At 70.5% G+C, this 25,971-nt stretch carries 26 protein-coding genes and 1 tRNA gene; 16 read left to right on the top strand and 11 right to left on the bottom strand.

The genetic code is table 11. The features are described 5' to 3' along the window. Window positions 1-515 precede the first annotated feature (515 nt). Window positions 516-1,610, top strand: coding sequence for an NAD(P) transhydrogenase subunit alpha (locus tag ACW7GZ_RS07310; RefSeq protein WP_457005504.1), 1,095 nt, complete (start codon window positions 516-518; stop codon window positions 1,608-1,610). 82 nt (window positions 1,611-1,692) lie between these two features. Here the strand turns inward: ACW7GZ_RS07310 and ACW7GZ_RS07305 are convergent, their stop codons facing one another. From ACW7GZ_RS07305 to ACW7GZ_RS07295, 3 genes are read right to left on the bottom strand one after another with little or no spacing between them, the layout of a single operon-like run. Continuing rightward, on the bottom strand, window positions 1,693-2,145 hold the full coding sequence (locus tag ACW7GZ_RS07305) for a DUF3106 domain-containing protein (protein ID WP_457005502.1): 453 nt from the start codon (window positions 2,143-2,145) through the stop codon (window positions 1,693-1,695). A gap of 5 nt (window positions 2,146-2,150) precedes the next feature. Continuing rightward, window positions 2,151-2,534, bottom strand: a complete 384-nt coding sequence (locus ACW7GZ_RS07300; protein WP_457005500.1) for a hypothetical protein — start codon at window positions 2,532-2,534, stop codon at window positions 2,151-2,153. Then, window positions 2,531-3,106: an RNA polymerase sigma factor gene (locus ACW7GZ_RS07295; protein ID WP_457005612.1), complete on the bottom strand. Its 576-nt coding sequence runs from the start codon at window positions 3,104-3,106 to the stop codon at window positions 2,531-2,533. The genes ACW7GZ_RS07300 and ACW7GZ_RS07295 overlap by 4 nt, the downstream gene beginning before the upstream one ends. A gap of 163 nt (window positions 3,107-3,269) precedes the next feature. Between ACW7GZ_RS07295 and ACW7GZ_RS07290 the strand changes: the two genes are divergently transcribed. Continuing rightward, complete coding sequence (locus ACW7GZ_RS07290; protein ID WP_457008559.1) at window positions 3,270-3,584, top strand: NAD(P) transhydrogenase subunit alpha; 315 nt, start codon at window positions 3,270-3,272, stop codon at window positions 3,582-3,584. Further along, complete coding sequence (locus tag ACW7GZ_RS07285; protein WP_457005496.1) at window positions 3,581-4,978, top strand: NAD(P)(+) transhydrogenase (Re/Si-specific) subunit beta; 1,398 nt, start codon at window positions 3,581-3,583, stop codon at window positions 4,976-4,978. Before ACW7GZ_RS07290 ends, ACW7GZ_RS07285 begins: the two co-directional genes overlap by 4 nt. Before the next feature lie 90 nt (window positions 4,979-5,068). Here ACW7GZ_RS07285 and ACW7GZ_RS07280 read toward each other — a convergent pair whose 3' ends face one another. Then, window positions 5,069-5,476, bottom strand: a complete 408-nt coding sequence (locus tag ACW7GZ_RS07280) for a hypothetical protein (protein WP_457005494.1) — start codon at window positions 5,474-5,476, stop codon at window positions 5,069-5,071. 89 nt (window positions 5,477-5,565) lie between these two features. On the opposite strand from ACW7GZ_RS07280, the gene sufT reads away from it, so the two are divergent. The 3 genes from sufT (at window position 5,566) to ACW7GZ_RS07265 (ending at window position 10,478) form a co-directional block, all read left to right on the top strand. Next, the gene (gene sufT / locus ACW7GZ_RS07275) at window positions 5,566-6,117 is read left to right on the top strand and encodes a putative Fe-S cluster assembly protein SufT (protein WP_457005492.1); all 552 of its coding nucleotides are present in this window, start codon (window positions 5,566-5,568) and stop codon (window positions 6,115-6,117) included. A 268-nt stretch (window positions 6,118-6,385) separates the two neighbouring features. After that, window positions 6,386-8,443 (top strand): S8 family peptidase, encoded by a 2,058-nt coding sequence (locus ACW7GZ_RS07270; RefSeq protein ID WP_457008558.1) that lies wholly within the window; start codon window positions 6,386-6,388, stop codon window positions 8,441-8,443. Between the two features lie 700 nt (window positions 8,444-9,143). Continuing rightward, window positions 9,144-10,478 carry a M20/M25/M40 family metallo-hydrolase gene (locus ACW7GZ_RS07265; protein ID WP_457008556.1) on the top strand — a complete coding sequence of 445 codons (1,335 nt, stop codon included), beginning with the start codon at window positions 9,144-9,146 and terminating at the stop codon, window positions 10,476-10,478. A gap of 52 nt (window positions 10,479-10,530) precedes the next feature. Here the strand turns inward: ACW7GZ_RS07265 and ACW7GZ_RS07260 are convergent, their stop codons facing one another. Genes ACW7GZ_RS07260 through wrbA form a run of 3 tightly spaced genes read right to left on the bottom strand, consistent with a single transcriptional unit; the run spans window position 10,531 to window position 12,022 of the window. Then, window positions 10,531-11,016, bottom strand: coding sequence for an asparaginase domain-containing protein (locus ACW7GZ_RS07260; RefSeq protein WP_457005488.1), 486 nt, complete (start codon window positions 11,014-11,016; stop codon window positions 10,531-10,533). A gap of 59 nt (window positions 11,017-11,075) precedes the next feature. Then, a complete protein-coding gene (locus tag ACW7GZ_RS07255; RefSeq protein WP_457005486.1) occupies window positions 11,076-11,432 on the bottom strand; it encodes a DUF2069 domain-containing protein in 357 nt (118 codons plus the stop codon). Continuing rightward, a complete protein-coding gene (gene wrbA / locus ACW7GZ_RS07250; RefSeq protein WP_457005484.1) occupies window positions 11,432-12,022 on the bottom strand; it encodes an NAD(P)H:quinone oxidoreductase in 591 nt (196 codons plus the stop codon). The genes ACW7GZ_RS07255 and wrbA overlap by 1 nt, the downstream gene beginning before the upstream one ends. Before the next feature lie 72 nt (window positions 12,023-12,094). Here wrbA and ACW7GZ_RS07245 point away from each other — a divergent pair, with 72 nt between their 5' ends. Next, complete coding sequence (locus tag ACW7GZ_RS07245) at window positions 12,095-13,363, top strand: YihY family inner membrane protein (RefSeq protein WP_457008554.1); 1,269 nt, start codon at window positions 12,095-12,097, stop codon at window positions 13,361-13,363. Continuing rightward, the gene (locus tag ACW7GZ_RS07240) at window positions 13,360-14,019 is read left to right on the top strand and encodes a TlpA family protein disulfide reductase (protein WP_457008552.1); all 660 of its coding nucleotides are present in this window, start codon (window positions 13,360-13,362) and stop codon (window positions 14,017-14,019) included. Before ACW7GZ_RS07245 ends, ACW7GZ_RS07240 begins: the two co-directional genes overlap by 4 nt. Window positions 14,020-14,070: 51 nt before the next feature. Here the strand turns inward: ACW7GZ_RS07240 and ppk2 are convergent, their stop codons facing one another. Genes ppk2 through hemA form a run of 4 tightly spaced genes read right to left on the bottom strand, consistent with a single transcriptional unit; the run spans window position 14,071 to window position 19,012 of the window. Further along, window positions 14,071-14,859 carry a polyphosphate kinase 2 gene (gene ppk2, locus ACW7GZ_RS07235; protein WP_457005478.1) on the bottom strand — a complete coding sequence of 263 codons (789 nt, stop codon included), beginning with the start codon at window positions 14,857-14,859 and terminating at the stop codon, window positions 14,071-14,073. Further along, window positions 14,856-16,607 carry an O-linked N-acetylglucosamine transferase, SPINDLY family protein gene (locus ACW7GZ_RS07230; RefSeq protein ID WP_457008550.1) on the bottom strand — a complete coding sequence of 584 codons (1,752 nt, stop codon included), beginning with the start codon at window positions 16,605-16,607 and terminating at the stop codon, window positions 14,856-14,858. Before ACW7GZ_RS07230 ends, ppk2 begins: the two co-directional genes overlap by 4 nt. A gap of 16 nt (window positions 16,608-16,623) precedes the next feature. Then, window positions 16,624-17,712, bottom strand: coding sequence for a peptide chain release factor 1 (gene prfA / locus ACW7GZ_RS07225; protein ID WP_457008548.1), 1,089 nt, complete (start codon window positions 17,710-17,712; stop codon window positions 16,624-16,626). Continuing rightward, a complete protein-coding gene (gene hemA, locus ACW7GZ_RS07220; RefSeq protein WP_457005472.1) occupies window positions 17,690-19,012 on the bottom strand; it encodes a glutamyl-tRNA reductase in 1,323 nt (440 codons plus the stop codon). The genes prfA and hemA overlap by 23 nt, the downstream gene beginning before the upstream one ends. Window positions 19,013-19,063: 51 nt before the next feature. On the opposite strand from hemA, the gene ACW7GZ_RS07215 reads away from it, so the two are divergent. The 8 genes from ACW7GZ_RS07215 to ychF all read left to right on the top strand — a co-directional run bounded on the left by ACW7GZ_RS07215 (window position 19,064) and on the right by ychF (window position 25,855). Further along, entirely contained in the window at window positions 19,064-20,779 is a 1,716-nt protein-coding gene (locus tag ACW7GZ_RS07215; protein ID WP_457008546.1) for a tetratricopeptide repeat protein, read from the top strand. Then, window positions 20,776-21,426, top strand: a complete 651-nt coding sequence (gene lolB / locus ACW7GZ_RS07210) for a lipoprotein insertase outer membrane protein LolB (RefSeq protein ID WP_457005468.1) — start codon at window positions 20,776-20,778, stop codon at window positions 21,424-21,426. Before ACW7GZ_RS07215 ends, lolB begins: the two co-directional genes overlap by 4 nt. After that, on the top strand, window positions 21,423-22,322 hold the full coding sequence (ispE, locus tag ACW7GZ_RS07205) for a 4-(cytidine 5'-diphospho)-2-C-methyl-D-erythritol kinase (protein ID WP_457008544.1): 900 nt from the start codon (window positions 21,423-21,425) through the stop codon (window positions 22,320-22,322). Before lolB ends, ispE begins: the two co-directional genes overlap by 4 nt. Then, a tRNA-Gln gene (locus tag ACW7GZ_RS07200) sits at window positions 22,285-22,361 on the top strand. The genes ispE and ACW7GZ_RS07200 overlap by 38 nt, the downstream gene beginning before the upstream one ends. Window positions 22,362-22,401: 40 nt before the next feature. Beyond that, window positions 22,402-23,364, top strand: coding sequence for a ribose-phosphate diphosphokinase (locus ACW7GZ_RS07195; RefSeq protein WP_343255931.1), 963 nt, complete (start codon window positions 22,402-22,404; stop codon window positions 23,362-23,364). Window positions 23,365-23,466: 102 nt separating this feature from the next. Continuing rightward, a complete protein-coding gene (locus ACW7GZ_RS07190; protein WP_457005464.1) occupies window positions 23,467-24,123 on the top strand; it encodes a 50S ribosomal protein L25/general stress protein Ctc in 657 nt (218 codons plus the stop codon). Window positions 24,124-24,174: 51 nt separating this feature from the next. Then, a complete protein-coding gene (gene pth, locus ACW7GZ_RS07185; RefSeq protein ID WP_457005462.1) occupies window positions 24,175-24,756 on the top strand; it encodes an aminoacyl-tRNA hydrolase in 582 nt (193 codons plus the stop codon). Between the two features lie 7 nt (window positions 24,757-24,763). Next, complete coding sequence (ychF, locus tag ACW7GZ_RS07180; protein WP_457008542.1) at window positions 24,764-25,855, top strand: redox-regulated ATPase YchF; 1,092 nt, start codon at window positions 24,764-24,766, stop codon at window positions 25,853-25,855. Window positions 25,856-25,971: the final 116 nt, after the last annotated feature.

Here is a 25,971-nt window from a genome sequence, read left to right as displayed (position 1 = left end):
GAACGTCTGTGCATCGCTCCGCTCACCGATGCCTATGCCTGGCTCAACGCCGCGCTCGCCAAGGGCGGGTACGCGATTGATGGCGCCAGCACGGGTGCGGCCCTGCTCGCACAGGGCGTGCGCATGGCTGGCGCCCCGGCCTGGCCCGGACACGAAGCGCTGGAGCCGGTGGCGTCCTCGTGGCGCCGGGGCGGAGGCAGCGACGCCGCGCATGGCGCCGGGTGCGGTCTGGTCCTGCGTCAGCGCATGGGCCGGCCGCTGGCCGATGCCGACGGCAGCGACCGGCCGCGCGCCTATGGCTACCACGAATTCATTTCGATGCTGTCGCTGGTGCAGGGCAGCGAGGGCCGCGGACGAACTGGATGCGGCCCTCGCTGCCGGGCACCTGCTGGCGAGGCCGGTGGAAGCCGTGCTGCGCGAACTGGCGGGCGCCGCGCAGCCGGACTGAAGGCGGTGCATCGCGCACGCCCGGGACATTCGCTAGGATGGGCCGGAGCGGACACCGGGGAGCGGGCATGGCAGTAGGCATTGGAGTTGCGCGCGAAACCGCGCCCGGTGAGCGAAGGGTCGCCTTGACCCCGGAAACCTGCAAAAAGCTGGTCGCCGCCGGCGCAACCGTCACCATCGAGCGCGGCCTCGGCGCGCTGGCGCATTTTCCCGACGCCGCCTATGCCGCCGCCGGCGCCACGCTGGTCGACGATACCGCGGCCGCCCTGTCCGGTGCCGACCTGGTGCTCTGCGTGCAGGCGCCGCCAACGGCGGTATTGGCGACGCTGCGCGAGGGCGCGGCGATCATCGGCCAGCTGCAGCCCGACGCCGACCAGCCGCGCGCCGACGCCATCCGCGCGCGGGGCCTGGTTGCTTTCCCGTTGGAACGGCTGCCGCGCACCACGCGCGCGCAGGCCATGGACATCCTCAGCTCGCAGGCCGGCATGGCCGGCTACAAGGCGGTGCTGATCGCCGCCCAGCTGGCGCCGCGCTTCTTCCCGATGCTCACTACCGCGGCCGGCACCATCCGTCCCTCGAAGCTGCTGGTGGTCGGCGCCGGCGTGGCCGGATTGCAGGCCGTGGCCACCGCGCGCCGGCTGGGTGCGCAGGTCGAGTGCTTCGACGTGCGCCCGGAGACGCGCGAGCAGATCGAATCGCTGGGCGGCCGCTTCCTCGACCTTGGCGTGAGTGCGGCGGGCGAGGGCGGCTACGCGCGTGCGCTGACCGATGAGGAACGCGCCGAGCAGCAGCGTCGCCTGGGCGAGCACCTGCGCAACATCGATGTCATCGTCTGCACCGCCGCGGTGCCCGGTCGCCCGGCACCGAAGATCATTACCGCGGACATGGTCGCGGGCATGGCGCCGGGCAGCGTGATCGTGGACCTCGCCGCCGAAACCGGCGGCAACTGCGAGCTGACCCGCCCGGGTGAAACCGTGGATGCCGGTGGCGTCACCGTGGCCGGGCCGCTGAACCTGGCCAGCAGCGGCGCGCTGCATGCCAGCGAGATGTTCGCGCGCAACGCGTACAACTTCGCCAGCCTGCTGGTGTCGGAAGGTGCGATGACGTTCGACTGGGACGACGAGCTGCTGGCCAAGACCGTCTGGCCACCCCGCGACGCCTGAACAACCGGCTTGTGTGCGCCGCCATTCGCGTGTGGGAGCGGCCATGGCCGCGACTCCATCCCGCGTGCAGCTACCCTGGTTTTCAGCGCTCCCGCGACCGCTCCGGTGGTGCCGGATTGATCTTCACCCAAGCTCGGCGCTGCTCCGGGCTCATCGCCTTCCACTGCGTGCGGAGCGCCTCGCGCTCGGCCTCGGGCAGGGCCTTCATGCGCGAGTAGAGCGCGCGCATCGCTTCGCGCTTTTCAGGTTCCATCTGCTGCCAGCGGTGGGCGCCGCGGCGTGCGCGCTCGCGCTGCCCGGGGTCCATCTCCTGCCAGCGCTCGGCATGGGACAGCATGTGGGCGCGCTTTTCGGGATGGTCGTTCCAGCGCTGGCGCATGGGCGCGACCAGGGTCTCGCGCTGGGCGGTCGTGAGTTCGTCCCAGGCGGGCAGCGCCGCGGCGGGCTGTGCCGGCTGCGCCACCGCCGGCAGGGCGGTGGCCAGGGCCAGGGCCAGCAGGGCAGCGGCGATCGATCGGGTGCGGAAGTTCGGCACGGTCATCACTCCATGGCCAGGATCAGGCTGTCCTGGGCTGCGAGCCACAGGTACAGGTCGGGGTCTTCGTCGAGCGTGGCGAAGCTTTCCTCGTAGTCCGCCGCCTGCACCGCCTCGGCAGCCGAGGCCAGCGCCGGAACGTCGCCGTCCGCGGGCAGGAACGAAGGCTCGGGCTGGCGCAGGCCGATGGCGAGTGCGAACACGGCGGTCGCCGTGGCGGCCGCGGCCAGCCACCAACCCCTGCTGCCACCGCGGCTGGCCGGCGCACGCGCCGCGGCCTCACGGCGGATGCGCAGCTGGTAAGTGGTGCGCGAGGGCACCTGTTCGACGGCGCGCGCGTGCAGCAGGCGCATCCTGCGGTCGAAATCGTCGTGGCGCGGGTCGTTCATCGGAAATCCTCCAATCGCTTCTGCAGCGCGATGCGTGCGCGTGACAGGTGTGTCTTGACCGAGCCTTCGCCGCAGCCCATGACGCGGGCGGTCGTCGCCACGTCGAGCTCCTCCAGCACGCGCAGGGTGAAGGCCTCGCGCTGGCGCCGGGGCAGGTCGCGCAGCGCCGCAACCAGTTCTCCGTAGGCCTCCTGGCCGTCGTGGCTGCGGGACGGGTCCGGTTCGTCGCCGGCCCATTCCACCCCTGCCTCCTGGCGCTCGTCGGCGGAGGTCATCCAGCCCAGGCGCAGCGTGCGCCGGCGCTGCGTGTCGACGATCCGGCTGCGCAGGATCGTCCAGAACAGCGGCGTCCATTCCTGCGCCGGGCGGTCGCGGTAGCCCAGCATCCTGATCATGGCGTCCTGCAGCGCATCCATCGCGTCCTCGCGGTGGCGCAGGCCGGCCTCGGCAAAGCGGAAGGCGCGCGCGGCGATGCCGTCGAGGAAGCCCTCGAGGGTCTCGGCATCGCCGGCCGCCTTGACGGGCGGCACGACGGCCGTGGCGGCGGCATCGGCAGGCATGCCGTCCAGCATAGCCACCCCGGTGCCGCTGCGATGCACTTGTACGCTGCCGTCCATCCACCTGCATCCAATGGGATCGGCATTGACAACGCACGTCGCGGCCCGTGGTTGACAACCGTGGCGGCGGCGGCCCGGACGGTTATGATCGGGACGGGCAGTTCCGGGGAGAGCACGCATGGCCGATGGATTCGTGGCGCTGTACATCTTCATGCTGGCGGCGATCGCCGGGCATGTGATCATTTCGCGCGTGCCGGTGATCCTGCATACGCCGCTGATGTCGGGTTCCAACTTCATCCACGGCATCGTGCTGATCGGCGCAATGGTCGTGCTGGGACACGCCGACACCACGTTGGAGAAGGCGATCGGATTCGTTGCGGTGATGATGGGTGCCGGCAATGCCGCCGGTGGCTACGTCGTCACCGAGCGCATGTTGGAGATGTTCAAGCCCAGCGGAAAGGGGAAGGCCGGCGGCAAGGGGGGCCGCGCATGAGCGGCCAGGAGATCTTGCTGCTGGTGATCAAGGCCAGCTACCTGGTCGCCGCCACGCTGTTCCTGCTTGGAATGCAGCGCATGGCCTCGCCGCGCACCGCGCGCAGCGGCATCCAGTGGGCTGGCGTCGGCATGGTGCTGGCGACCCTGGTCACCTTCTTCATCCCGGGGCTGCAAAATGTCGCGCTGATGGTGGTCGCGCTCCTGCTGGGCACGGTGCTGGCCTGGGTCTCGGGCAAGAAGGTCGCGATCACCGACATGCCGCAGATGGTGGCCATGTACAACGGCCTCGGCGGCGGCTCGGCGGCGGCGATCGGCGCGGTCGAGCTGCTGCGCTGGACGGACGCGGGCCAGGCACCCGGCGTGGTGGTGCCGGTGCTGGCGGTGCTGGGCGCGCTGATCGGCTCGGTGGCGCTGACGGGTTCGGTGGTCGCTTGGGCCAAGCTCGACGGGCGCATGGACAAGCGCTACAGCTTCCCTGGCATGCAGCTGTTCAACGCCGCGGTGTTCGTGGCCGCGCTTGTGCTTGGCGGCATGCTGGTGCATTCGCTGGGCGTGCCCCTGGTGGTGGCGTTCTTCGTCGCCGCGCTGGCGCTGGGCGTGTTGATGACGCTGCCCATCGGCGGTGCCGACATGCCGGTGGTGATTTCGCTGTACAACGCGCTGACCGGGCTGGCGGTGGCCTTCGAGGGCTACGTGCTCGGCAACGAGGCGCTGATCATCGCCGGCACCATGGTCGGTGCCGCCGGCATGCTGCTGACCCGGCTGATGGCCAAGGCCATGAACCGTTCGATCGGCAGCGTCCTGTTCTCGAGCTTCGGTGCGACCGGCGAAGCCGCGGAGATCACCGGCAGCCAGAAGCCGATCGAGGCCGCCGACGTCGCCGCGATGATGGCCTACGCCGAGCGCGTGGTGATCGTGCCCGGCTACGGCATGGCCGTGGCCCAGGCGCAGCACAAGATCTGGGAGCTGAGCCAGCGCCTGATCGAGCGCGGGGTGAAGGTGAAGTTCGCGATCCATCCGGTCGCGGGGCGCATGCCCGGGCACATGAACGTGCTGCTGGCCGAGGCCGGCGTGCCCTACGACCTGATCACCGACATGGACGACATCAACCCCGAGTTCAAGAACACCGACGTCAGTCTGGTGATCGGCGCCAATGACGTGGTCAACCCGGTGGCCAAGACCGACCCGGCCAGCCCCATCTACGGCATGCCGATACTCGACGTGGTCGATTCGAAGAACACCATCGTGATCAAGCGCGGGAAGGGCAAGGGCTTCGCGGGCATCGAAAACGCGCTGTTCTATGCGGACAACACGCGCATGCTTTACGGCGACGGCTCGGAGATGGCCAGCGCCCTGGTCAGCGAACTCAAGGCGCTCGACGGCGGCCACTGAGGACGCGGCGTCAAAAAGGCCGGTGTCGATGGGCCGCGGGAGCGGACACCGGGACCGCAGGTGGGTGGGCTGGGGCGCCGAGTGCCCCGGTCAGCGGCTTGCGACTGCGGCCACCACCATCCCCGCGGCCAGCCAGGCCAGCGCAACCGCATCGTTGGCCATCCGTGCCAGCAGCCAGGCGTGATCGAACCCGAGCTTGCCCATCGACGCCCACGGCGCCAGGCCAAGCATGCGCCCGACCTCGGTGGCGATGATCCCCCAGTTCGCGAGGACAATTGTCAGCGCCGTGGCCAGCACGCCCCAGAGTGCGCGGGCAAGGCCCGGGCGTTGCCGACCCATGCGCAGCAGCAGCGCGGCGTCCAGCGCCGCGACCACCGCCATCCAGCTGCACTGGCGGCCGGTGGCCTGGGCGACGAGCACCCAGGCCGCTGCGATGCCGATGCTTCCGGCCAGCGCCAGTGCCAGCGCCGCGACGGGCCGGGATCGGGGTGGGGGCATGGAACAGAGCGCCTTGCGGGGTGGTACAGGATAGCGCCCCGCGCGGCGGTAGAATGGTGGACCCGCACCGGAACGTCGCGAGCACCCACATGTATTCCCGCAACAGTGAACCCGTCCGCCTGGAGCGCGACTGCGCCGCAGTGCTCGTTCCGCAGGGCGACGAGGTCACCCTGCCCGCCGGCAGCGTGGGCTACATCACCCAGGCCTTGGGCGGCAGTTTCACGATCTTCGTCGAGGGCAACCTGTTCCGCATCGCCGGGGAGGACGCCGACGCCATCGGCAAGGAGCCGCCGCAGCCGCTGGAGCTGGAAGAGGGCGCCGACGACGCCGAGGTCGAGCGCCTGGTGTGGTCGCAGATGCGGACCTGCTTCGATCCGGAGATCCCGATCAACATCGTCGATCTTGGCCTGGTCTACGAGGCCAAGGTGACCCATCGCGACGACGGCCAGCGCCTGGTCGAGGTGAGCATGACCCTGACCGCGCCCGGCTGCGGCATGGGCGACATCCTGGTGGACGACGTCCGCAACAAGCTGGAGATGATCCCGACCGTTGTCGAGGCCGACGTCGAGCTGGTGTTCGACCCGCCGTGGACCCGGCACATGATGTCCGAGGCCGCGCGCCTGGAAACCGGAATGTTCTGATCCGGACGGCGAGCGCAAGGCCCGTCCCTCCTGTTTCCACATATAAATTCCTGAACTGTGACCGGTGGCGCATGTGGTGCTGCCGATTGCGTCCTGTTTCCGCTTGCGTGGCAGCGCGAGTGTCGCTTAGCGTCACTTTGCGGACGAAAAGCGTCAGTCCGTTTCGCGTCCGGCGGCTGCCACAACGGGGAGGGGATTCCCGGAACGGTGCCCTGCCGGCCTCCACGCCGCCAAGTGCGGCACGCCTACCGCTCCGGGAAAACCACTCATGACCGACGAAAAGCTCCGCCGCGCGCGTTTGCACGCCCTCGCGCTTGCAACGACCGTGGCCCTGGTCTCTCTGGCCGCCGCACCCGCACTTGCCACAGAGCGCATCAACCTCAGTGGTCTGCAGGCTTCGGAACAGCACGATCGCTTCATCATCAAATATGTCGACGGCAGCCCCGAGCAGGCCAGCGCGAAGCAACGCGATGCCGCCCTCAAGTCGGCCGCCGGCATGCTGCCCGCAGGCGCACGGGGCGCGCCGCTCATGCTGCGCCACGAGCGCCGCATGGCGGTGGGAGCCGAAGTCATCACCACCAGCCGCAAGCTCGACCGCGTCGAGGCCGAGAGCCTGATGCGCCAGGTCGCGGCCAATCCCAACGTTGAATATGTCGAGGTCGACAAGCTCAACAAGCTGGTCATGACCCCCAACGACACCCATTTCAGCCAGCAGTGGGGCTATGGCACCGGTTCCGGCGGCATCCGCGCCACCCAGGCCTGGGATACCACCAGCGGCGCGGGCGCCGTGGTTGCGGTGCTCGATACCGGCATCACCAACCACAGCGACCTCAACGCCAACGTGTTGCCCGGTTACGACTTCATCTCCTCGGCGTCGGTCGGCGGCGACGGCAACGGCCGTGACAACGACGCCAGCGATCCCGGCGACTACTCCGGCGGCTATGCGTCCAGCTGGCACGGCACCCACGTTGCCGGAACGGTGGCGGCGGTGACCAACAACGCCAAGGGCGTGGCCGGCACCGCGTACGGTGCCAAGATCGTCCCGGTGCGCGTGCTCGGTCGCGGCGGCGGTTACGACTCCGACATCGCCGATGCGGTGATCTGGGCCTCGGGCGGTTCGGTCAGCGGCGTGCCCGCCAATGCCAACCCGGCGGAAGCCATCAACCTCAGCCTCGGCGGCTCGGGCAGCTGCGGCAGCGCCATGCAGAGCGCCATCAACGGCGCGGTCGGCCGCGGCACCACCATCGTGATCGCGGCGGGCAACAGCAACGCCAACACCTCGGGCTTCTCGCCGGCCAACTGCAGCAACGTCATCGCCGTGGGCTCGATCACCAGCAGCGGCGCACGCTCGAGCTTCTCCAACTACGGCGCCATCGTCGACATCGCAGCGCCGGGCTCGAACATCTATTCCACGCTCAATACCGGCAGCCAGGGACCGGGCAGCGAGAGCTATGCCAGCTACGACGGTACCTCGATGGCGGCGCCACACGTGGCCGGCGTGGTCGCGCTGATCCAGTCGGTGTCCAACCCGGCCAAGACCCCGGCCCAGGTGGAGGCGTTGATCAAGAGCACGGCGAGGGCCTTCCCGAACACGCCGTCGCAGCCGATCGGTGCCGGCATCGTCAACGCCAAGGCGGCGGTGGACGCGGCGGCAGGCGGTGGTGGCGGGGATCCCGGTGGCCCGGGCGACAACGAGCTTGCGAACGGCACGCCGGTGACCGGGATTTCCGGTGGCTCCGGCAGCACCCAGTACTGGACGATCACGGTTCCCGCGGGCGCCACCAACCTCAACATCGCCACCAGCGGCGGCAGCGGTGACCTCGACCTCTACGTGCGCCGGGGCTCGCAGCCGACCACATCGACCTATGACTGCCGTCCCTACCGCTCCGGAAACGCCGAGAGCTGCAGCTTCGCCGCGCCGCAGGCAGGCACGTACCACGTGATGCTGCGTGGGTATTCGGCGTTCTCGGGCGTCACCCTCAGCGGCAGCTACAGCACCGGTGGCGGCGGTGGCGGCGGCAGCCAGCTGCAGAACGGCGTGCCGGTGACCGGCCTGTCGGGCGCGGCGAACAGCGAGCGCCGCTACACGATCCAGGTTCCGGCGGGCCGCAGCCAGCTGCGGGTGCAGACGTCCGGTGGCAGCGGTGATGTCGACCTGTACGTGCGCCAGGGCTCGGCGCCGACCACGTCGACCTACAGCTGCAGGCCGTATCGGGCGGGCAACGCCGAGACCTGCACCTTCAACAGTCCGGCGGCAGGCACATGGCACGTGCTGGTGCGCGGCTACAGCGCTTATTCGGGCGTGTCGGTGGTCGGTTCGTACTGAGCGGAGTGGTCCACTTTGCAGCGGCGGCGGGCGGGTGACCCGCCCGCCGCTTTTTTTTGGTTTTTCTCCCGATTTGCATAGGGCTTCCGGTTGATTGCTCCGGGAGGTGTGCGCCGCCCGCCGTGGACGCAGGGGGGATGCCCAGCCGGATTATTCGCGTCCTGCTCCCAGATCCGGCCGCCGGCCATCCATGGCCGGCTCTGGGCATCCCCCCTGCATCCACGGCGGGCCCGGACCTTTGTCGCGGTCGGGGGAAGAAGCGGCGACGCCGACGTTGAAACCCGGCGGCGTCACCGGATCAAGCACAGCCACGCCACAGCTACGCCCACGAGCGCGCCCGCTCCTGATCTCCGTCCCGAAGCCAAGAAACGCCACGGCCCGTCCCGTGCACAGGGGGTGTGCGTACAGCCGGCCATGGATGGCCGGCGGCCGGCCTTGGGAGCAGGACGCGGACAGGCCGGGGGAGCACACCCCCTGTGTGCGGGACGGGCAGCGCGCACCGGGACGGAGCAGCTCCCGGCCCCAACTGTCACGTCATCACCCGGAGCCTCGAGAAGAAACAGCCACTCCGCCGGGCCGGCCGTACGTCTCTCCTCAATCGGGAGAAGAACCTTTTCTTTTGCGTCCGTCGCAGGTGGGGGCGCCGGTCGGTCGTGACGTGCAATGATCGCGTTCAAGAGCATCGGCGACGGGGTGGACCATGAATACCGGGATTCTGGCGAAGACGGTTGCGGCCGCCGGCCTGCTGCTTGCGGCGACGTCCGTGCTGGCGCACGACCATGGAGCGTCGGTATTCGATCCGATGGCGCCGGTGCACGTGGTCGCCGAGCGCAGTACCTTCGAGGCCGCGCTGCGCGACTTCAGCGGGCAGGTCGCGCCGCGACGCGACGCGCTTGGTCGGCAACTGGTGCTGGCCACCCTGCGCGAACACCAGGTCGCGGACTTGAGCCGGCATGTGCACGAGGTCGAGCGTCGCTGCGGCGGCTTCTTCGCCTTCGCCACGCGCGCCGAGGCTGAAGCCTTCGTGGCCTCGGACGCCGCGCTGCGCAGCCAGCGGGCGGCGCTGCCGGAGTACACGATCGACCAGCAGCGCTTGATCGAGGGCTGGCTGCCGCAGGTGTCGGAGCCGGCGATCAGGGCCACCATCCAGCACCTGTCCACGGCCTGGCCCAACCGCTACTACGCCAGCTCGCACGGCCATGCCGCGCCGCTGTGGATCCGCGACCAGTGGCTGGCGCTGGCCGCCGGCCGCGACGATGTCAGCGCCGAGCTGTTCACCAGCTGCAACAACTGCGCGGGCCAGCCTTCCGTCATCCTCACCATCCAGGGCACCGACCTCGCCGACGAGATCGTGGTCCTGGGCGGCCACCTGGACTCGATTTCCTACGTCGGCTCCGGCGACGACATGGACGCGCCGGGCGCCGACGACGACGCGTCGGGCATCGCGACGCTCACCGAAGTACTGCGCATCGCCATGGCCAAGGGCTACCGGCCCCGGCGAACGGTGATGTTCATGGGCTACTCGGCTGAGGAAGTCGGGCTGCGCGGTTCGCGCGCCATCGCCCAGCACTTCGCGGCCGAGGGTCGCAACGTCGTCGGCGTGCTGCAGATGGACATGACCAACTACCGCGCGCCGGGCTCGACCAGCGACATCCGGGTGATGAGCGACAACTCGCACCCGCAGCTGGTGCAGTTCCTCAAGGACCTGTTCGACGTCTACCTGGCGCCGCTGGGCCATACCCGCAGCGACTCGAGCTGCGGCTATGCCTGCTCCGACCACGCGTCCTGGACGCAGGCCGGGTTCCCCGCGGCGATGTACGACGAGGGGCCGTTCTTCCCGCTCCTGCACACGCCGGACGACACCCTCGAGAACCTCGGCGGCGATGCAGTGCATGCCACCATCATCGCCCGCCTGGGCTTGGCCTTCATGGGTGAACTGGGCATGCAGACGCGGGTGCGGCGGACGCCGCAGCCGCCGGCCCGGCCACCTTCGGACGGACCGCCGCGCACCCGGCCCATGCCGCCGCGACCCTGATCGGAGCCTGCGTGGTACCGGCGCCGCGACAGGCCGCCGCCGCGTTGCTGCGTCAGGCTGCTTCGAACCGGTTGGCTGCGACGTTCTTGCGCACGGTGAGCGGGTCCCAGATGCGTCCGTTCATGGCGATGTAGACGCCAGCCGGCAGCGATTGCACGGCGCCCACGGCGGTGCCGATGTTGAACTCAGCGTCCGAGCCGCGGAAGCGCGCCGGGTTCAGCGCGCCGGTGAGGACGATGGTCCTGTCGTCGAGCGAGGACAGCGCCTTGGCGGTCTCGACCATGGTGTCGGTGCCGTGGGTGACCAGTACGTGGCGCGCCTGCTGCGCCGCGATGGTGGCGCGCAGCAGCTCGCGGTCGGCATCGTCGATGTGCAGCGAATCCTTGCGGATGATCGGGATCACCCGGAAGCGGAACGCCACCCCGAGCTCTTCGAGGATCCGCCCGATCTGCGGTTCGCCGACCTGGAAATCCGACTTGTCGTCGAAGTAGACCTTGTCGATCGTGCCGCCGGTGGTGACGATCAGGAGTTCTTCCATCGGGTGTTCCTCAAAGGCATGCGGCCGGGCCGGAGCAGCGCGTCGGCAGGTTGCGCATTCTAGTCGTTTCCCTTCCCCCGGCCCGGCCCGCCGAAGCGCGCGCTCAGGCCCGGCCAGTTCGCGGCAAACACGATGCCAAGCGCGAGCAGTACTTCGCCCAGCGCCCAGGCGCGGTCGCCGGGCCGCTCCCAGGCCAGCATCACGCCGTGGCAGAACCAGCCCAGGGCCAGCACCCCGGCCCAGAACGGGGCGGTACGCCGGCGTGCGAGCACGCCGATGCCGAGCAGCAGGGGCGGCAGCGTGAACACCGCGAGCGCCTGCAGGTAGCGTGCGTCATCGGCGAACCAGGCGGCGAACAGCGCCGCCAAGGCCAGCAGCAGGGCCCCGAGGACGCCCCGGGATGCCGGCAACGCCATCAGGAAAGCCTCGCTGCGAGACTGGCGATCCGCCGCCCCAGCGCACGTGCCAGTCGCGCCTCTTCGTCGCTGGGCGTCGGGTCGTTGTCGCCGCCGGCGACGTGGCTGGCGCCGTAGGGCGTGCCGCCGGTGCGCGTCGCCGACAGCCCCGGCTCGGTGAACGGGATGCCCGCGATCACGCAGCCGTGGTGCAGCAGCGGCAGCATCATCGTCAGCAGAGTGGATTCCTGGCCGCCGTGCATGGTGGCGGTCGAGGTGAACACCGCGGCCGGCTTGCCGACCAGGGTGCCGCTGGCCCACTCGCTGCCGAGGCCGTCGATGAAATGCTTCATCGGCGCGGCCATGTTGCCGAAGCGCGTGGGGCTGCCGAGCAGCAGCCCGGCGCACTCGTCGAGATCGCGGCTTTCGACATAGGGCGCGCCCTCCTCGGGCACCGGTGCGGTCGCGACCACGGTGACCGGCGCCACCGGCGGCACGGTGCGCAGGCGCGCGGACATGCCCTCGACCTCGCCGATGCCGCGCGCCACCTGGCGGGCAAGCGCGGCCACCGAGCCGCCGCGGCTGTAGTACAGGACAAGGATCTCGGCCATGGGTTCTCCTCCGGGGCCGGCAAGCATAGCCGCAGGCCGTCGCGTGCCGCGCGATCGGTTAACCTCGCGACGATGGAGCCACTGGATTCGCTCAACCGCTGGGGCGAGCGCCTGCGCGACCGCGCGCGCGCCACGACCTTCGCCCGCTTCCTGTGGCGGCGCTTCCTCGACGACCGCCTGTTCGAGGCCGCCGGCGCGCTGTCGTTCACCACCACGTTCGCCCTGGTGCCGCTGTCGATGGTGGTGTTCGGCGTGCTGTCGGCGTTCCCGGTGTTCGAGGAATGGCGCGACCTGCTGACCGGCTTCATCTTCGCCAACTTCGTGCCCAGCTCGGCCGAGGGCATCCGCGACTGGCTGCTGTCGTTCTCCGGGAACACCGGCAAGCTCACTGCCGTGGGCGTGATCGCACTGGTGGTTTCGGTGCTGGTGACGCTGTTCGGGATCGAATCCGCCTTCAACCGGATCTGGCGCGTCCATTCCGCAAGGCCGCAGTTTTCGCGCTTCCTGGTGTACTGGACGGTGCTGACCCTGGGTGCGCTGGTGGCCGCGGCCAGCCTGTCGGTGCTTGGCCGGATCTTCGCGCTGGAGGTGTTCAGCACCGGCGCCGGGCAATGGCTGCAGGACACCCTGTTGGGCGCCGCTCCGGTTGTCATCGAGCTGTTGGCGTTTGCCATGATCTACCGCGTGGTGCCGCACCGCACCGTGCAGTGGCGGCACGCCTTCGCCGGCGCGGTGGTGGCGGTGCTGCTGCTCGAGGCCGCCCGTCGCCTGATCGGCATCTACCTTGGCAGCTTCAACGGCTACCAGAACATCTATGGCGCGGTCGCCTTCGTGCCGATCTTCCTGCTGTGGCTGTACTTCGGCTGGGTGAGCGTGCTGCTGGGTGCCTCGTTCGCATCCTCGGTGTCGGCGTTCCGCTACCAGCCGGCACACATGCGCTTGCCGCAGGGCTACGAGATCTACGCCATGCTGCGCCTGCTCGCCCGCCTGCGGGAGGCGCGCGCGGAGGGCAGGGGGCTGCACAGCGACGAGATCCTCGACTGCGAGCCTGTGCTCACCGATGCACTGGTGCAGGAGACGCTCGGACAGCTGGAGTCGATCCGCGTGGTGCGCCGGGCGGAGGGCGGCGAATGGCTGCTGGCGCGCGACCTCGACGACCTCAGCCTGGCCGAACTCTACGAAGCCGGCCAGTTGCGCATCCCGATCTCCGAGGCACATTTGCCGGGCGCCGATGACGCCCGCGGCGCCGCGGTGATCGCCACCATCGACCAGCTGCGGCTGCCGCTGCGCGAGCTGCTCCGCCGCCGCGTCGGTGACTGCCTCGAACCACCGCCCGGATGACCGACATGCCACTGCGCCACGCCCTTGCCACCTGCCTCGCCCTTGCACTCCTTGTCGCCTGCCAGCGCGAGGATGCGCAAGGACCGGGCGCGTTGGAGGCGCCGCCCCCGGCCACGGCGCCTGATCCGAGACCGGGCGATGTGCGCAGCGGGGCACCCGGCAACGGCTCGGATGATGCGCCCGGGGCTGCGGCTGAAGGGGCCGACTCGGCCCCGGGTGCCGGAGGCGCCGGGTATCCGTCCCTCGTCGTGACCACCCTCGATGGCGACAGCTACGACCTGGCCGAGCGCCGCGGACGCTGGGTGGTGGTGAACTTCTGGGCGACCTGGTGTGCGCCCTGCATCAAGGAAATGCCCGAGCTGTCCGCGCTTGACGCGATGCGCGAGCACATCGAGGTGATCGGCCTGGCCTACGAGGACACCGATCCGGAGACCCTGCGCGCGTTCCTGCAGAAGCGCCCGGTGGTGTATCCGGTGGCGATCATCGACACCTACGATCCGCCGCGCGACTTCCCGACCCCGCGCGGCCTGCCGCTCACCTGCCTGGTCGCGCCGGACGGACGCCTGGTGAAGACGTTCCTCGGCCCGGTGACGGCCGCGGACTTGGAGCAGGCGATCGAAGCCGCCGGCGGCCCGGCACCCGGCCAAGGCAGCTGACCCGCGTTCCCCAGCTGCTCCTGCACGGGGCTTCAGTCGTCCGGAGGGGCTTCAGTCGTCGCCGGTGGCGTAGGGCGGGATCGGCTCGACCACCCCGTAGCGCTCCTTCAGCGGTTTGCCCGGCAGCGGCGGGAACTCCGGGTGGCACGCGGGCACGGTCACGTCGGGCAGGTGGTCGAGCAGGTTGCGGATCAGGGCCAGGCGCCCCGACTTCTGGTGGTTGTAGTCGACCAGGGTCCAGGGCGCGTGCGGGGTGTGGGTGGCGACCAGCATCGCTTCGCGGGCGCGGGTGTAGTCGTCGTAGCGCAGCCGCGCCTCGAGATCGATGGGTGACAGCTTCCAGGCCTTGAGCGGATCCTCGCGGCGTTCGGCGAAGCGCTCCTCCTGCTGCTCCTGGTCGCAGCACAGCCAGTACTTGAAAAGGCGGATGCCGTCGTCGACCAGCAGCTTCTCGAACACCGGAGCCTGCCGCAGGAACGCGTCGACCTGGTCCTGGCTGGCGAAGCCCATCACCTGCTCGACGCCGGCGCGGTTGTACCAGCTGCGGTCGAACAGCACGATCTCGCCGGCGGTGGGCAGGTGCGGGATGTAGCGCTGGAAGTACCACGCGCCCTGCTCGCGTTCGCTCGGTTTTGGTAGCGCGACCACGCGGTACTGGCGGGTGTCCAGGTGCTCGGTGATGGCCTTGGCGGTGCCGCCCTTGCCGGCGGTGTCGCGCCCTTCCAGCAGAACGACGATGCGTTCGCCGCGATGGCGCGCCCAGCGCGCCATCGCGACCAGTTCCAGCTGCAGCGCCTTGATCTCGCGCTTGTAATCCTTGCCACGGAATTCCCGGGTCACGAAGACTCCTCGTGCAGTTGGATGGGGCCCGGCGCCAGCCCGCGGCGGTGGCGGTCGGCCATGGCCCTGGCCATGGCTGCGAAGTCGCGCGCGAACCCGGCCATGTCGAACAGCCCGGACGACGCGCGAAGCTGTTCCAGCCGGACGCGGACATCGCGGAGCCGGGCCGGGTCCTTGCCCAGGGCGATGGCGAGCTCGACGAAGGCGCGGTCGTCGGCCACGTTGAGTTCGTCCATGCCGAGGTGGTGGTTGAGGCTGCCGGCCACGCGCGCGGCGAAGGTGCGTCCGGGGCGGGTCAGCACCGGGCAGCCGGCCCAGAGCGCGTCGGACGCGGTGGTGTGGGCGTTGTAGGGATTGCTGTCGAGGAAGAGGTCGGCGAGCTGCAGCCGCGCCAGGTAGGCCGCGTGGGGCTGCTTGGCCATGAATACCAGGCGCGCCGGGTCGAGGCCTGCCGAGGTCGCGGCGGCGCGCAGGCGATCGTCGCCACGCCCGGGACCGGAGAGCAGCCACAGCGTGCTGCCGGGTACGCCGCGGAGCACCGCCATCGCACGCATGAAGCTGGCCGGATTGGTCTTGTAGCTGTTGTTGAAGCAGCAGAACACCACGCCGGTGTCCGGGAGGCCGCATTCGGCGCGCGCAGGCGGCGTTGCCGGCGCGCGACGCGTATCGGAGGGCTGGAAGCAGCGCGGCAGCCGCGCGACGGCTTCGGAAAACCCCGCCTCCAGGGCCTGCGGCAGCACGAAGCCGTCGGCCAGCACGTAGTCGATCCAGGGCGCGCCTGACGTGCCGGGGTAGGCCAGCCAGTTGACCTGCACCGGCGCGGGCCGCATCGCGAGCACCGCGGGAGTGCCGCCGCCGCCCCAGCCGCGCAGGTCGTGGAGGATGTCGACGCCGGCCTCGCGGATCCGCAGCGCCACCGCGGCATGGGGCAGCCCGGACACGTCATGCAGCGTGGTCGCCGCTTCGAGCCGCTGGCGAACCAGGCTGCCGTCGCCGGGATTGAGCGCGAACAGGTGTACCTCGAGCCCGGGCTCGGCGCGCAGCGCCTCCAGCAAGGCGACCGTGAGCAGGCCGGTGGGGTGGGCGCCGAAACCGTTGGACAGCAGGCCGATGCGCAGCGGGCCGATGCGTAGCGCGCCGTCGCCGGCGGCATGCCCGCGCGGTGGCAGCGGTCGTACTGCGCGCGCGATGCCGGCGGCGTTGAGGCGCGCGCAGCGGAGCTGCTCCAGGGCGTCGCCGTCTTCGCTGAGGAAAGCGAACGGCTCCACCGCCGCCTCCCCGCGGGCAACCGCACCGCGCACCTGGGCCGACAGCGCGTCCAGGCCGCGCCAATCGCAGAGCCGCCTGCGCCAGGCAAGGAGATAGGCGGCGATCTGCGCCGAGCCGGGCGCAAGGGCGTGGGCGCGGGCATAGGCCTCCGACGCGGCTTCGGCCTCGCCGATATCCTCGAGGACATGGCCGAGCCACAGCGCGATGCCGGGGTGGCCAGGGGCCGCGCGGGCGGCCTGGCCGAGGCTGTCCACGGCCGCGCGATGCTGGCCGCGCAGCCACTGCGCGCGGCCCAGGCGTGCAAGCGCTTCGGGATGCCCTGGCGCCAGCGCCAGCGCGCGTCGGGCGGCGGCCTCGCCGGTGGCGCCGTCGCCGGCGTCCAGCTCGGCGTCGGCCAGTACGACCCAGGCGATGGGATTGCCGGGAGCGGCCGCCACTGCGCGTCGCGCTTCGTCGCGGGGGTCCCGCATCGCGTTCATGCGGGAACCCCGGGGTTCACGAGGCCTGCTCCGACAGGCGCGCCAGTTCGTCCACCTGGTGCTCGCGGGTGAGGCGGTCCACCAGTGCATCGAGCGCGCCGTCCATCACGTTGGGCAGGTCGTACAGGGTCAGGCCGTCAACGCGGTGGTCGGTGATCCGGCCCTGTGGATAGCTGTAGGTGCGGATGCGCTGGCTGCGGTCGCCGCTGCCGACCTGCAGCTTGCGGCTGGCGGCCGTCGCCGCGGCGCGGCGCTCGGCCTCGGCCTCGGCCAGCATCGCCCGCAGGCGCTTCATCGCCTTGTCGCGGTTGGCGTGCTGCGAGCGCTCGGTCTGCGACTCCACCACCACGCCGGAGGGGAGGTGGGTGATGCGGATCGCGGAGTCGGTCTTGTTGACGTGCTGGCCGCCGGCGCCCGACGAGCGGAAGGTGTCGACGCGCAGGTCGGCGGGGTTGATCTCGATCGGCTCGCCGTCCTCCGCGACCGGGATGATCGCGACCGTCGCCGCCGAGGTGTGGATGCGGCCCTGGGACTCGGTTTCCGGCACCCGCTGCACGCGATGGGTCCCTGATTCGAATTTCAACCGCGCGTATGCGCCGGCCCCTTCGACCCGGGCCACGACCTCGCGGAAGCCGCCGTGTTCGCCGCTGTTGGCGGATTCGACCTCGACCCGCCAGCCCTGGCGTTCGGCATAGCGCGTGTACATGCGCAGCAGGTCGCCGGCGAAGATCGCGGCCTCGTCGCCGCCGGTGCCGGCGCGGACTTCGAGGTAGATGCCACCGTCGTCGCGGCTGTCGCGCGGCACCAGCAGGGCCATCAGCACGTCGTCGAGTTCGGCCAGGCGCACGGTCGCCGCTTCGACTTCGTCTTCGGCCAGTTCGCGCAGTTCCGGATCGGCGCGCATCGCCTCGGCGGCCTCGAGGTCGGCGCGCGCGCGGCCTTCGTCGGCGAGGGCGGCAGCGAGCGGGTCGAGGCCGGCGAATTCGCGCGACAGGGCGCGGAATTTCGACTGGTCGGCAGCGACCGAAGGCTCGGCGAGCAGCCGCTCGAGTTCGTCGCGACGTTCGGCCAGGGCCTCGAGCTTACGGCGCAGGGTCGGCAGCATCGTCGGTGCCCGGGCGAGGGGTGGCGGCGGGTGGGGCGCCCGCATGACCGGGGGGCAGCATGCGCTCGACGGCCTCCAGCATGGTGGTGTCACCGGCGGCGGCGGCCTCGCGCAGCGCCGCGGTAGGCGCGTGCAGCAGGCGGTTGGTCAGCGTGTGCGCAAGGAATTCCAGGGTCGCCTCGGGCGACTGCCCGGCGGCCAGCTGCTGGCGCGCGCGTTCCAGGACCTCGCTGCGCGCCGCCTCGCCGTGGGCGCGCAGGCGCCGGATCGGGCCGCTGCGCGAGCCGGTGGCCCGCATCCGCTCGTAGCTCGCCACCTGCAGGTCGATGATCGACTCGGCGGCGTCGGCGGCCTCGCGGCGGTTGCGCCGGTTGTCCTCGACCGCGCGCTCGAGGTCGTCGACGGTATACAGGTAGACATCGCGCAGGCCGCCGACTTCGGGGTCGATGTCGCGCGGCACGGCAAGATCGAGCAGCAGCATCGGGCGATGGCGCCGCGCGAGCATCGCCGACTCCACGGCGGCCCGGTTGATGACCGGTTCGCGGCTGGCCGTGGCGGAAAACACGATGTCGGCCAGGTGCAGGTGGTGCTCGAGCTCGTCCAGCGGCAGGGCCATGCCGCCGTGCCGGTGCGCCAGCTCCTCGGCGTGGCGATAGGTGCGGTTGGCCACCATCAGCTGCTTGACCTTGGCCGCGGCCAGGTGGCGGGCGGCCAGCTCGATGGTTTCGCCGGCGCCGACCAGCAGGGCGACCGAATCCTCGGGCCGGGCAAAGCTGTCCTGCGCCAAGCGCACCGCCATCGACGCCATCGAGACCGGACTGGTGCCGATGCGGGTCTCGGTGCGCGCGCGCTTGGCGGTAACGAAGGCGTGTTGGAACAGGCGGTCCAGCTGCCCGCCCAGCGTGCCCGCGCCGCGCGCCATCGACCAGGCCTGCTTCACCTGGCCAAGGATCTGCGGCTCGCCCAGCACCATCGAATCAAGGCCCGTGGCGACGCGGAACAGATGGCGTGCGGCGTCGGCGTCGGCGTGCCGGTACAGATAGGCCTGCAGCGAACCGGCATCGCCCATCGGGTCTTCGGGGTGGGTGGCCAGCCAGTTCGCCAGCGCGCGGCCGCCGTCGTCGGCCACGGCATAGAGTTCGGTGCGATTGCAGGTCGACAGCAGCGCGACCTCGCGCACGCCGGGCAGGGTGCGCAGGTCCGCCAGCGCGTGGCGCAGCCGATCGTCGGCAAAGGCCACCCGTTCGCGCAGTTCGACGGGCGCGGTCTGGTGGTTGAGGCCGATGGCGACAAGGCTCATTCGTTCAGGTGCTTGCGATAAAGTGCCGGCATGACATGGCGACATTTTACGGTGCCCGCGCCTCGCGCGTCCCGCAGCGCCCGGAACGGGCGTTCCGCGCCCATTCGGGCGCTGGCCGCGCTGCTGGCCGCGGTCCTGTGCACGGCGGCGCCGGCGGCGGCCGGCGATGGCTCCGCGGAAGTTCCCCTGCGCGAGGTCATGGCGGCCGAGTTCGCGGTATCCGCCGGGCGCCTGGACGAAGCGGTGGACTGGTACCTCAAGGCTGCGCGGGCCGCGCCCGGGGATGCCGCGCTGGCCTCCCGGGCCACCCGCTACGCCTTGATGGGGCGCGATGACCGGGCGCTCGGCGAGGCGCTGGCGCTGTGGCGCGAGCGGGCCCCCGAGTCGCTCGGCATGCAGGGTGCGGACGCCACCCTGGCCCTGCGCACCGGCAAGGCGCGGGCCGCAAGGCGTGAGCTTGAAGCGATGTTGCGCGAAGGTGGCGCGCGCGGCTGGCTGGCCACCTTCGGAGTGCTCGGCACCGGCAGCCGCGACCCTGCGCTGTCCGCGCGCGTGCTCGGGCAGCTGTTCGATCGCGGCGCCCTGCCCACCGAGCCGATGCCGCTGTCGGCGGCGGGGCAGCTTGCGCTCGGCCTGGGCGACGACGAATTGTTCGGTCGCATCGACGCGGTGGCGCGTGAGCTGCATCCCGACGACCCCGCCATGGGCCTGCTGCGGGTCCAGCACTTGCACCGCACCGGCCATGGCGACGATGCCCGCGCGGTGCTGGATGCGCTGGCCGCCGGGGGCGCCCTCGCGGCGCCGCGGATCCGTGCGCGCGTGGCGCTGGCCTATGCCGGACTCGGTGATCCCGCGGCGGGCGCAGCCCTGCTTGCCGTCGCCCCGGGTGGCGATGACGACCTCGGCCAGGTGGCGCTGCGCGCGTCGCTGCTGGCCGACGCCGACGACAAGGTCGCGCTGGCCGCGCTCTACGACGACCTGGCCAAGGGTGCCGAGGTGCCCAATCCGGCGCGGCGGCTGCTGCTGGCCCAGGTCGCGGAATTCCTCGAACGGCCGGGCGAAGCCCTGGACTGGTATCGCAGCGTCCCTGGCGGCGAGCAGCGCGCCACCGCGCGCCTGCGCGCAACCAAGATGCTGCACGATCTCGAGCGCGGCGAAGAGGCCTACGAAGCGCTCCACGCCCTGCAGCAGGATGCCGGCGCCGACGACCGCCTGCGTCGCGATGCCTACCTGATGGAGTCGGAGCTGCGCCGCGAGGACGGCCACGCCGCCGCCGAGCTGGATGTCCTGGCGCGTGGCCTGGCCGCGTTTCCCGACGAATCCGCGCTGCTGTACTCGCGCGCGCTGATGTGGGAACGCCGCGACGACATTCCCCGCGCCGAGGCCGATCTGCGCCGCATCCTGGTGGCCGAGCCCGACAACAGCGCCGCGCTGAACGCGCTGGGCTATACCCTGGCCGACCGCACCGACCGCTACCGCGAAGCGCTGGAACTCATCGAGCGCGCGCGGGTGGCGGAGCCTACCAACGCCGCGATCATCGACAGCTATGGCTGGGTGCTGCACCGGCTGGGCCGCAATGAGGAGGCCCTGATCGAACTGCGCCGCGCCTTCGTGCTCGAGAAGGACGCCGAGATCGCCGCGCACGTCGGCACCGTGCTGTGGCAGCTGGGTCGTCGGGACGAGGCCATGGAATGGTTCGAGGATGCCCGCGGCATCGATCCCGACAATCGCTCGCTGCAGCGCGCGCTGGAGGATGTCGGCGCATGAGGTATCCGCGGATCCTGTTCGGGCTGGCCTGCGCCGGCGCGCTTGCCGCCTGCGCAACGCGGTCCCTGCCTCCAGCGACGCTGCCGGCGCTTGAAGCGGCCGCGTTGGAGCGTGCGGAAGCCATCCAGGCCGGGCGCGCGCAGGCACTCGCCGCGATGCCGGCCTGGCAGCTGGCCGGGCGCGCGGCAATCACCCGCGGCGCCAGGGGCGGCAGCGGACGCATTGAATGGCGCCAGGACGGCGCGGCCATCGAGATCGCGCTGGCGGCACCGGTGACCCGGCAAAGCTGGCGCTTGTCCGTGGACGCCGGCGGTGCACGTCTGGAGGGCATGGAGGGCGGCACGCGGACCGGTCCGGATGGCCAGCGACTGCTGCTCGAAGCCACCGGCCTCGACGTGCCCGTGGGCGCGCTGGGCGCGTGGCTGCGCGGCCTGCCGGCCGACGAAGCCGAGCATGGTCCCGCGCGCATGGACTTCGGCGCCGACCTGCTGCCCGCACGCCTGGAGCAGGCGGGTTGGACCATCGAGTTCCGCAGGTGGGGAGAAGCCGGTGGCGGGCATCCGGCGCTGCCGCTGCGCATCGATGCCGGGCGTGGCGACGCCGGCGTGCGCCTGGTCGTCGACGATTGGGGCGAGGCCGGGCCATGACCGCGCCCGGCTGGTCTGCGTGGCCGGCGCCGGCCAAGCTCAATCTGTTCCTGCACATCACCGGGCGCCGTGCCGACGGCTACCACGAGCTGCAAACGGTGTTCCGGATCCTCGACTGGGGCGATTCCGTGCACCTGCGCCCGCGCATCGATGGCCGCATCGTTCGCCACGGCGAGGATCTCGGAGCCGTTCCCGAAGCGCTGGACCTCAGTCTGCGCGCGGCAAAACTTCTGCAAAAATCGTTCAACGTCGCCCATGGTGCGGACATTTGCGTTGAAAAGCGCATTCCCGCGGGAGGTGGCTTCGGCGGTGGGTCCTCAGACGCGGCCACTGTCCTCTGCGCGCTGGACGCGCTCTGGAGCCTGGATGCCGGCAGCGACGCGCTTGCGGTGCTGGGTGCCCGCCTTGGCGCAGACGTGCCGGTATTCGTCCACGGCCGCAATGCCTGGGCCGAGGGCGTCGGCGAGGTGTTGGCCCCGATGGAGCTGCCGCCGGCCTGGTACGTGGTCGCCGACCCGGGTGTCCACGTCGCCACTGCGACCCTGTTCCAAGCCCCTGAATTGACGAGGGATGCCGCGCCCGCGACAATGTCCGACTTCGCTTCGGGTGCTCTGCTCGCCAATGCGTTCGAGCCGGTGCTGCGTGCCCTGGAACCTGCCGTCGAGGCCGCGTTCCAGGTGCTTTCGCGCATCGGTACGCCACGCTTGACCGGGACGGGCAGCGGCTGCTTCGTCGAGTTCGCCACGCGCGGGCACGCCGAAGCCGCGCTCGCCGCGCTGCCTGCCGGGTTTCGTGCCCGGGTGGTGGCCGGCGTGTCGCGCTCGCCGCTGCTGGATGCACTTGCGGCCTGGTCACCGCAGGGGCGTCGCCAAGTGGCCCAAGGCACCGGGTTTTGATCCCGGCATTCGCAGGTTCGAATCCTGCCGCCCCTGCCAATCACATCGTTGTTTGCAGCGTCCCCAGCGGAGTAGTCCCGTGAAAAAAGAAGATGGCAACCTGCTGATCTTCTCCGGCAATGCCAACCGCCCGCTCGCCCAGGCCGTGTGTCGGGAGCTCGGCGTGCGTCCCGGCAAGGCGCTGGTGTCCACGTTTTCCGACGGCGAGGTGCAGGTCGAGATCGAGGAGAACGTGCGCCGCCAGGACGTGTTCGTGGTGCAGTCCACCTGCGCCCCGACCGCCGAGAACCTGATGGAGGTGCTGGCCCTGATCGATGCGCTCAAGCGCGCCTCGGCGAGCAGCGTCACCGCGGTGGTGCCGTACTTCGGCTACGCCCGCCAGGACCGCCGCATGCGCTCCTCGCGGGTGCCGATCACGGCCAAGCTGGCTGCGCGGATGTTCACCGCGGCCGGGGCGGACGGCCTGCTGACCGTCGACCTGCACGCCGACCAGATCCAGGGCTTCTTCGACATCCCGCTGGACAACGTCTACGCCTCGCCGCTGCTGCTGGCCGACATCTGGCGCGCGCACGGCACCGACAACATGGTCGTGGTCAGCCCGGACGTGGGCGGCGTGGTCCGCGCCCGCGCGATCGCCAAGCGCCTGGACGATGCGGACCTCGCGATCATCGACAAGCGCCGTCCGAAGGCCAACGTGGCCACGGTGATGAACATCATCGGCGACGTGTCCGGCAAGACCTGCGTGCTGGTCGATGACATCGTCGATACCGCCGGCACCCTGTGCGCCGCCGCTGCGGCGCTGAAGGCGGAAGGGGCCACCAAGGTCGTCGCCTATTGCACCCATCCCGTGCTGTCGGGTGCCGCCATCGACAACGTGATGCGCTCCCAGCTCGACGAGCTGGTGGTGACTGATACCATTCCGCTTTCCGACGCGGCGCGCGCCTGTGGCCGCATCCGCCAGCTCAGCGTTGCCGAGCTCCTGGCCGAAACCATCCGCCGCATCGCCTTCGGCGAATCGGTGAGTTCGCTGTACGTGGACTGACGGCCCCGGCCGCATCCCGACCCGTTTCAACAGGCTCCCCTGGTCGCGGGGGAGTCACCATCCGCCGCGAGGCGATCAATCCAGAGCAAGTGAGCAAAACTGATGAACGAGAACAAGATCACGGCCTCCAGCCGCAAGGACGAAGGTAAGGGTGCGAGCCGCCGCCTGCGTCATGCCGGCAAGGTCCCCGCCATCGTTTACGGTGGCGAAGCCGCCCCGAAGAGCATCCAGCTCGACCAGGAAAAGACCTGGGTCGCCAGCCAGCACGAGTGGTTCTATTCGTCGATCCTCGACCTCGAGGTCGACGGCAAGGTCGAGCGGGTGCTCCTGCGCGACATGCAGCGCCACCCGTACCGCCAGCTGATCATGCACCTGGATTTCCAGCGCGTGAACGAGAACGAAGCCATCCGCGTCAACGTGCCGCTGCGCCTGGTGAACGCTGAAACCTCGCCTGCCGGCAAGGATGCGAGCGTGGTCCTGACCCAGGAGCTCAACGAGGTCGAAGTCATCTGCCTGCCTGGCAAGCTGCCGGAATCGATCGAGGTCGACCTGGGCAAGATGGAGCTCGGCGATACCGTGCACCTGTCCGACGTCGCGCTGCCCGAAGGCGTCGAGCTCGCGGTCAAGCTCGACGAAGAGCACAACCCCGCCGTCGCCGTGGCCCGCCACGCGCGCGTCGAGGCCGAGCCGGAAGCGGGTGAGGATGCGGCCGATGCCGAAGTCCCCACCAGCAAGCAGGACGACGCCCAGGAGAAGTAAGGCGTTTCGCGCCGGCGCCCCGATCCGGGCGCGCCGGCCGGCGTCGACCCGATGGACGGCCTTCGACTCATCGTCGGGCTGGGCAATCCCGGCACCGAGCACGCACGGACCCGGCACAATGCCGGGTTCCGTTTTGTCGACGCCCTTGCGGATCGCGAGGGCGAGCGCTTCAAGGTCGACGGCAAACTGTACGGCGAGACTGCGAAGGTCCGGATCGCGGGCCACGAGGCCTGGCTGCTCAAGCCGGCCACCTTCATGAACCTCAGCGGCAAGTCGGTGGTCGCCGCACTTCGCTTCTGGAAGATCGAGCCGGAACAGGCGCTGCTGGTCCACGACGAGCTGGACCTGTCGCCGGGTACCGCCCGGCTCAAGTTCGACGGCGGCCACGGCGGCCAGAACGGGCTGCGCGACACCATGCGCCTGCTCGGGCACGGCCGGTTCCACCGCCTGCGCGTCGGCATCGGCCATCCCGGGCACAAGGACCGGGTCACCGGCTGGGTGCTGGGGCGCCCGTCGCCCGACGACGACATTCTCATCGGACGCGCCATCGACGAGGCGTTCGACGTGCTGCCGCTGGCCATGGCCGGCGATTTCAACGAAGCCATGAAGCGGCTGCACACCAACAGGACCTGACAGAACAATGGGCATCACATGCGGCATCGTCGGCCTGCCGAACGTCGGCAAGTCGACCCTCTTCAACGCATTGACCAAGGCGGGCATCGCCGCGGCCAACTTCCCCTTCTGCACGATCGAGCCCAATGTCGGCGTGGTGCCGGTGCCGGACCCGCGCCTGAACGCGCTGGCGGAGATCATCAACCCGCAGAAGGTGATCCCGACCGCGGTCGAGTTCGTCGACATTGCCGGCCTGGTGGCCGGTGCGGCGAGCGGCGAGGGCCTGGGCAACAAGTTCCTGGCCCATATCCGCGAGGTCGACGCGATCTGCCACGTGGTGCGCTGCTTCGAGAACGACGACGTGATCCACGTCAACAACAAGGTCGACCCGATCGCCGACATCGAGACCATCGACACCGAGTTGGCGCTGGCCGACCTGGAGTCGGTCGAAAAGGCCCTGCAGCGCGCCGAGCGCTCGGCCAAGACCGGTGACAAGGACGCCAAGGCGCGCGTTGAGGTGCTGGCGCGGGTGCGTGCCGGCCTGGACGCCGGCAGGCCGGTGCGCGCGCTGGGCCTGTCGGAAGACGATCGTGCCGCGGTCCGCGACCTGTTCCTGTTGACCCTGAAGCCTGTGATGTACGTGGCCAACGTGCTCGAGGACGGGTTCGACGGCAATCCTCACCTGGACGTCGTCCGCGAGCGGGCGGCGGGCGAGGGCGCCGAAGTGGTGCCGGTCTCCGCCGCCATCGAAGAGGAACTCAGCGAACTTGACGACGCCGACCGCGATGTCTTCCTGGCCGACCTGGGCCTGGAGGAGCCGGGCCTGAACCGGGTCATCCGCGCGGCCTACAGCCTGCTGGGGCTGCAGACCTATTTCACCGCCGGCGTGAAGGAGGTCCGTGCGTGGACGGTCAAGGCCGGCTCCACCGCGCCGCAGGCGGCCGGGGTGATCCACACCGACTTCGAGAAGGGCTTCATCCGCGCCGAGACCATCGGTTACGACGACTTCCTGCGCTACCGGGGCGAATCCGGCGCGCGCGAGGCCGGGCGGCTGCGCCTTGAAGGCAAGGAGTACCGGGTGCAGGAAGGCGACGTCCTGCATTTCCGCTTCAACGTCTGAGCCGGCGGGCGTCGGCGCGGCGCCCCGGTGTCGCACGGCGTGCGGAAATGTGCCGCAGGCGTTGACAGCCTCGATCCGGCACGTCAAAATCGCGGGCTGATTTCAAAGGTTCCATG

The sequence above is a fragment of the Luteimonas sp. A537 genome, from assembly GCF_054052065.1.
Note: the sequence above shows the minus strand (reverse complement) of the source record. Positions and strands in the feature narration are given on the sequence as shown.

Bases quoted from the DNA above. Each gene is read 5' to 3' on its own strand.
- ACW7GZ_RS07270 (WP_457008558.1), top strand. From the start codon at position 6,386: ATGACCGACGAAAAGCTCCGCCGCGCGCGTTTGCACGCCCTCGCGCTT.
- ACW7GZ_RS07240 (WP_457008552.1), top strand. From the start codon at position 13,360: ATGACCGACATGCCACTGCGCCACGCCCTTGCCACCTGCCTCGCCCTT.
- wrbA (WP_457005484.1), bottom strand. From the start codon at position 12,022: ATGGCCGAGATCCTTGTCCTGTACTACAGCCGCGGCGGCTCGGTGGCC.
- ACW7GZ_RS07230 (WP_457008550.1), bottom strand. From the start codon at position 16,607: ATGAACGCGATGCGGGACCCCCGCGACGAAGCGCGACGCGCAGTGGCG.
- ACW7GZ_RS07295 (WP_457005612.1), bottom strand. From the start codon at position 3,106: ATGCTGGACGGCATGCCTGCCGATGCCGCCGCCACGGCCGTCGTGCCG.
- ACW7GZ_RS07260 (WP_457005488.1), bottom strand. From the start codon at position 11,016: ATGGAAGAACTCCTGATCGTCACCACCGGCGGCACGATCGACAAGGTC.
- ychF (WP_457008542.1), top strand. From the start codon at position 24,764: ATGGGCATCACATGCGGCATCGTCGGCCTGCCGAACGTCGGCAAGTCG.
- ACW7GZ_RS07290 (WP_457008559.1), top strand. From the start codon at position 3,270: ATGGCCGATGGATTCGTGGCGCTGTACATCTTCATGCTGGCGGCGATC.
- ACW7GZ_RS07310 (WP_457005504.1), top strand. From the start codon at position 516: ATGGCAGTAGGCATTGGAGTTGCGCGCGAAACCGCGCCCGGTGAGCGA.
- ispE (WP_457008544.1), top strand. From the start codon at position 21,423: ATGACCGCGCCCGGCTGGTCTGCGTGGCCGGCGCCGGCCAAGCTCAAT.
- ACW7GZ_RS07190 (WP_457005464.1), top strand. From the start codon at position 23,467: ATGAACGAGAACAAGATCACGGCCTCCAGCCGCAAGGACGAAGGTAAG.
- ACW7GZ_RS07285 (WP_457005496.1), top strand. From the start codon at position 3,581: ATGAGCGGCCAGGAGATCTTGCTGCTGGTGATCAAGGCCAGCTACCTG.
- pth (WP_457005462.1), top strand. From the start codon at position 24,175: ATGGACGGCCTTCGACTCATCGTCGGGCTGGGCAATCCCGGCACCGAG.
- prfA (WP_457008548.1), bottom strand. From the start codon at position 17,712: ATGCTGCCGACCCTGCGCCGTAAGCTCGAGGCCCTGGCCGAACGTCGC.
- sufT (WP_457005492.1), top strand. From the start codon at position 5,566: ATGTATTCCCGCAACAGTGAACCCGTCCGCCTGGAGCGCGACTGCGCC.
- ACW7GZ_RS07280 (WP_457005494.1), bottom strand. From the start codon at position 5,476: ATGCCCCCACCCCGATCCCGGCCCGTCGCGGCGCTGGCACTGGCGCTG.
- ACW7GZ_RS07300 (WP_457005500.1), bottom strand. From the start codon at position 2,534: ATGAACGACCCGCGCCACGACGATTTCGACCGCAGGATGCGCCTGCTG.
- ACW7GZ_RS07265 (WP_457008556.1), top strand. From the start codon at position 9,144: ATGAATACCGGGATTCTGGCGAAGACGGTTGCGGCCGCCGGCCTGCTG.
- ACW7GZ_RS07245 (WP_457008554.1), top strand. From the start codon at position 12,095: ATGGAGCCACTGGATTCGCTCAACCGCTGGGGCGAGCGCCTGCGCGAC.
- lolB (WP_457005468.1), top strand. From the start codon at position 20,776: ATGAGGTATCCGCGGATCCTGTTCGGGCTGGCCTGCGCCGGCGCGCTT.
- ACW7GZ_RS07255 (WP_457005486.1), bottom strand. From the start codon at position 11,432: ATGGCGTTGCCGGCATCCCGGGGCGTCCTCGGGGCCCTGCTGCTGGCC.
- hemA (WP_457005472.1), bottom strand. From the start codon at position 19,012: ATGAGCCTTGTCGCCATCGGCCTCAACCACCAGACCGCGCCCGTCGAA.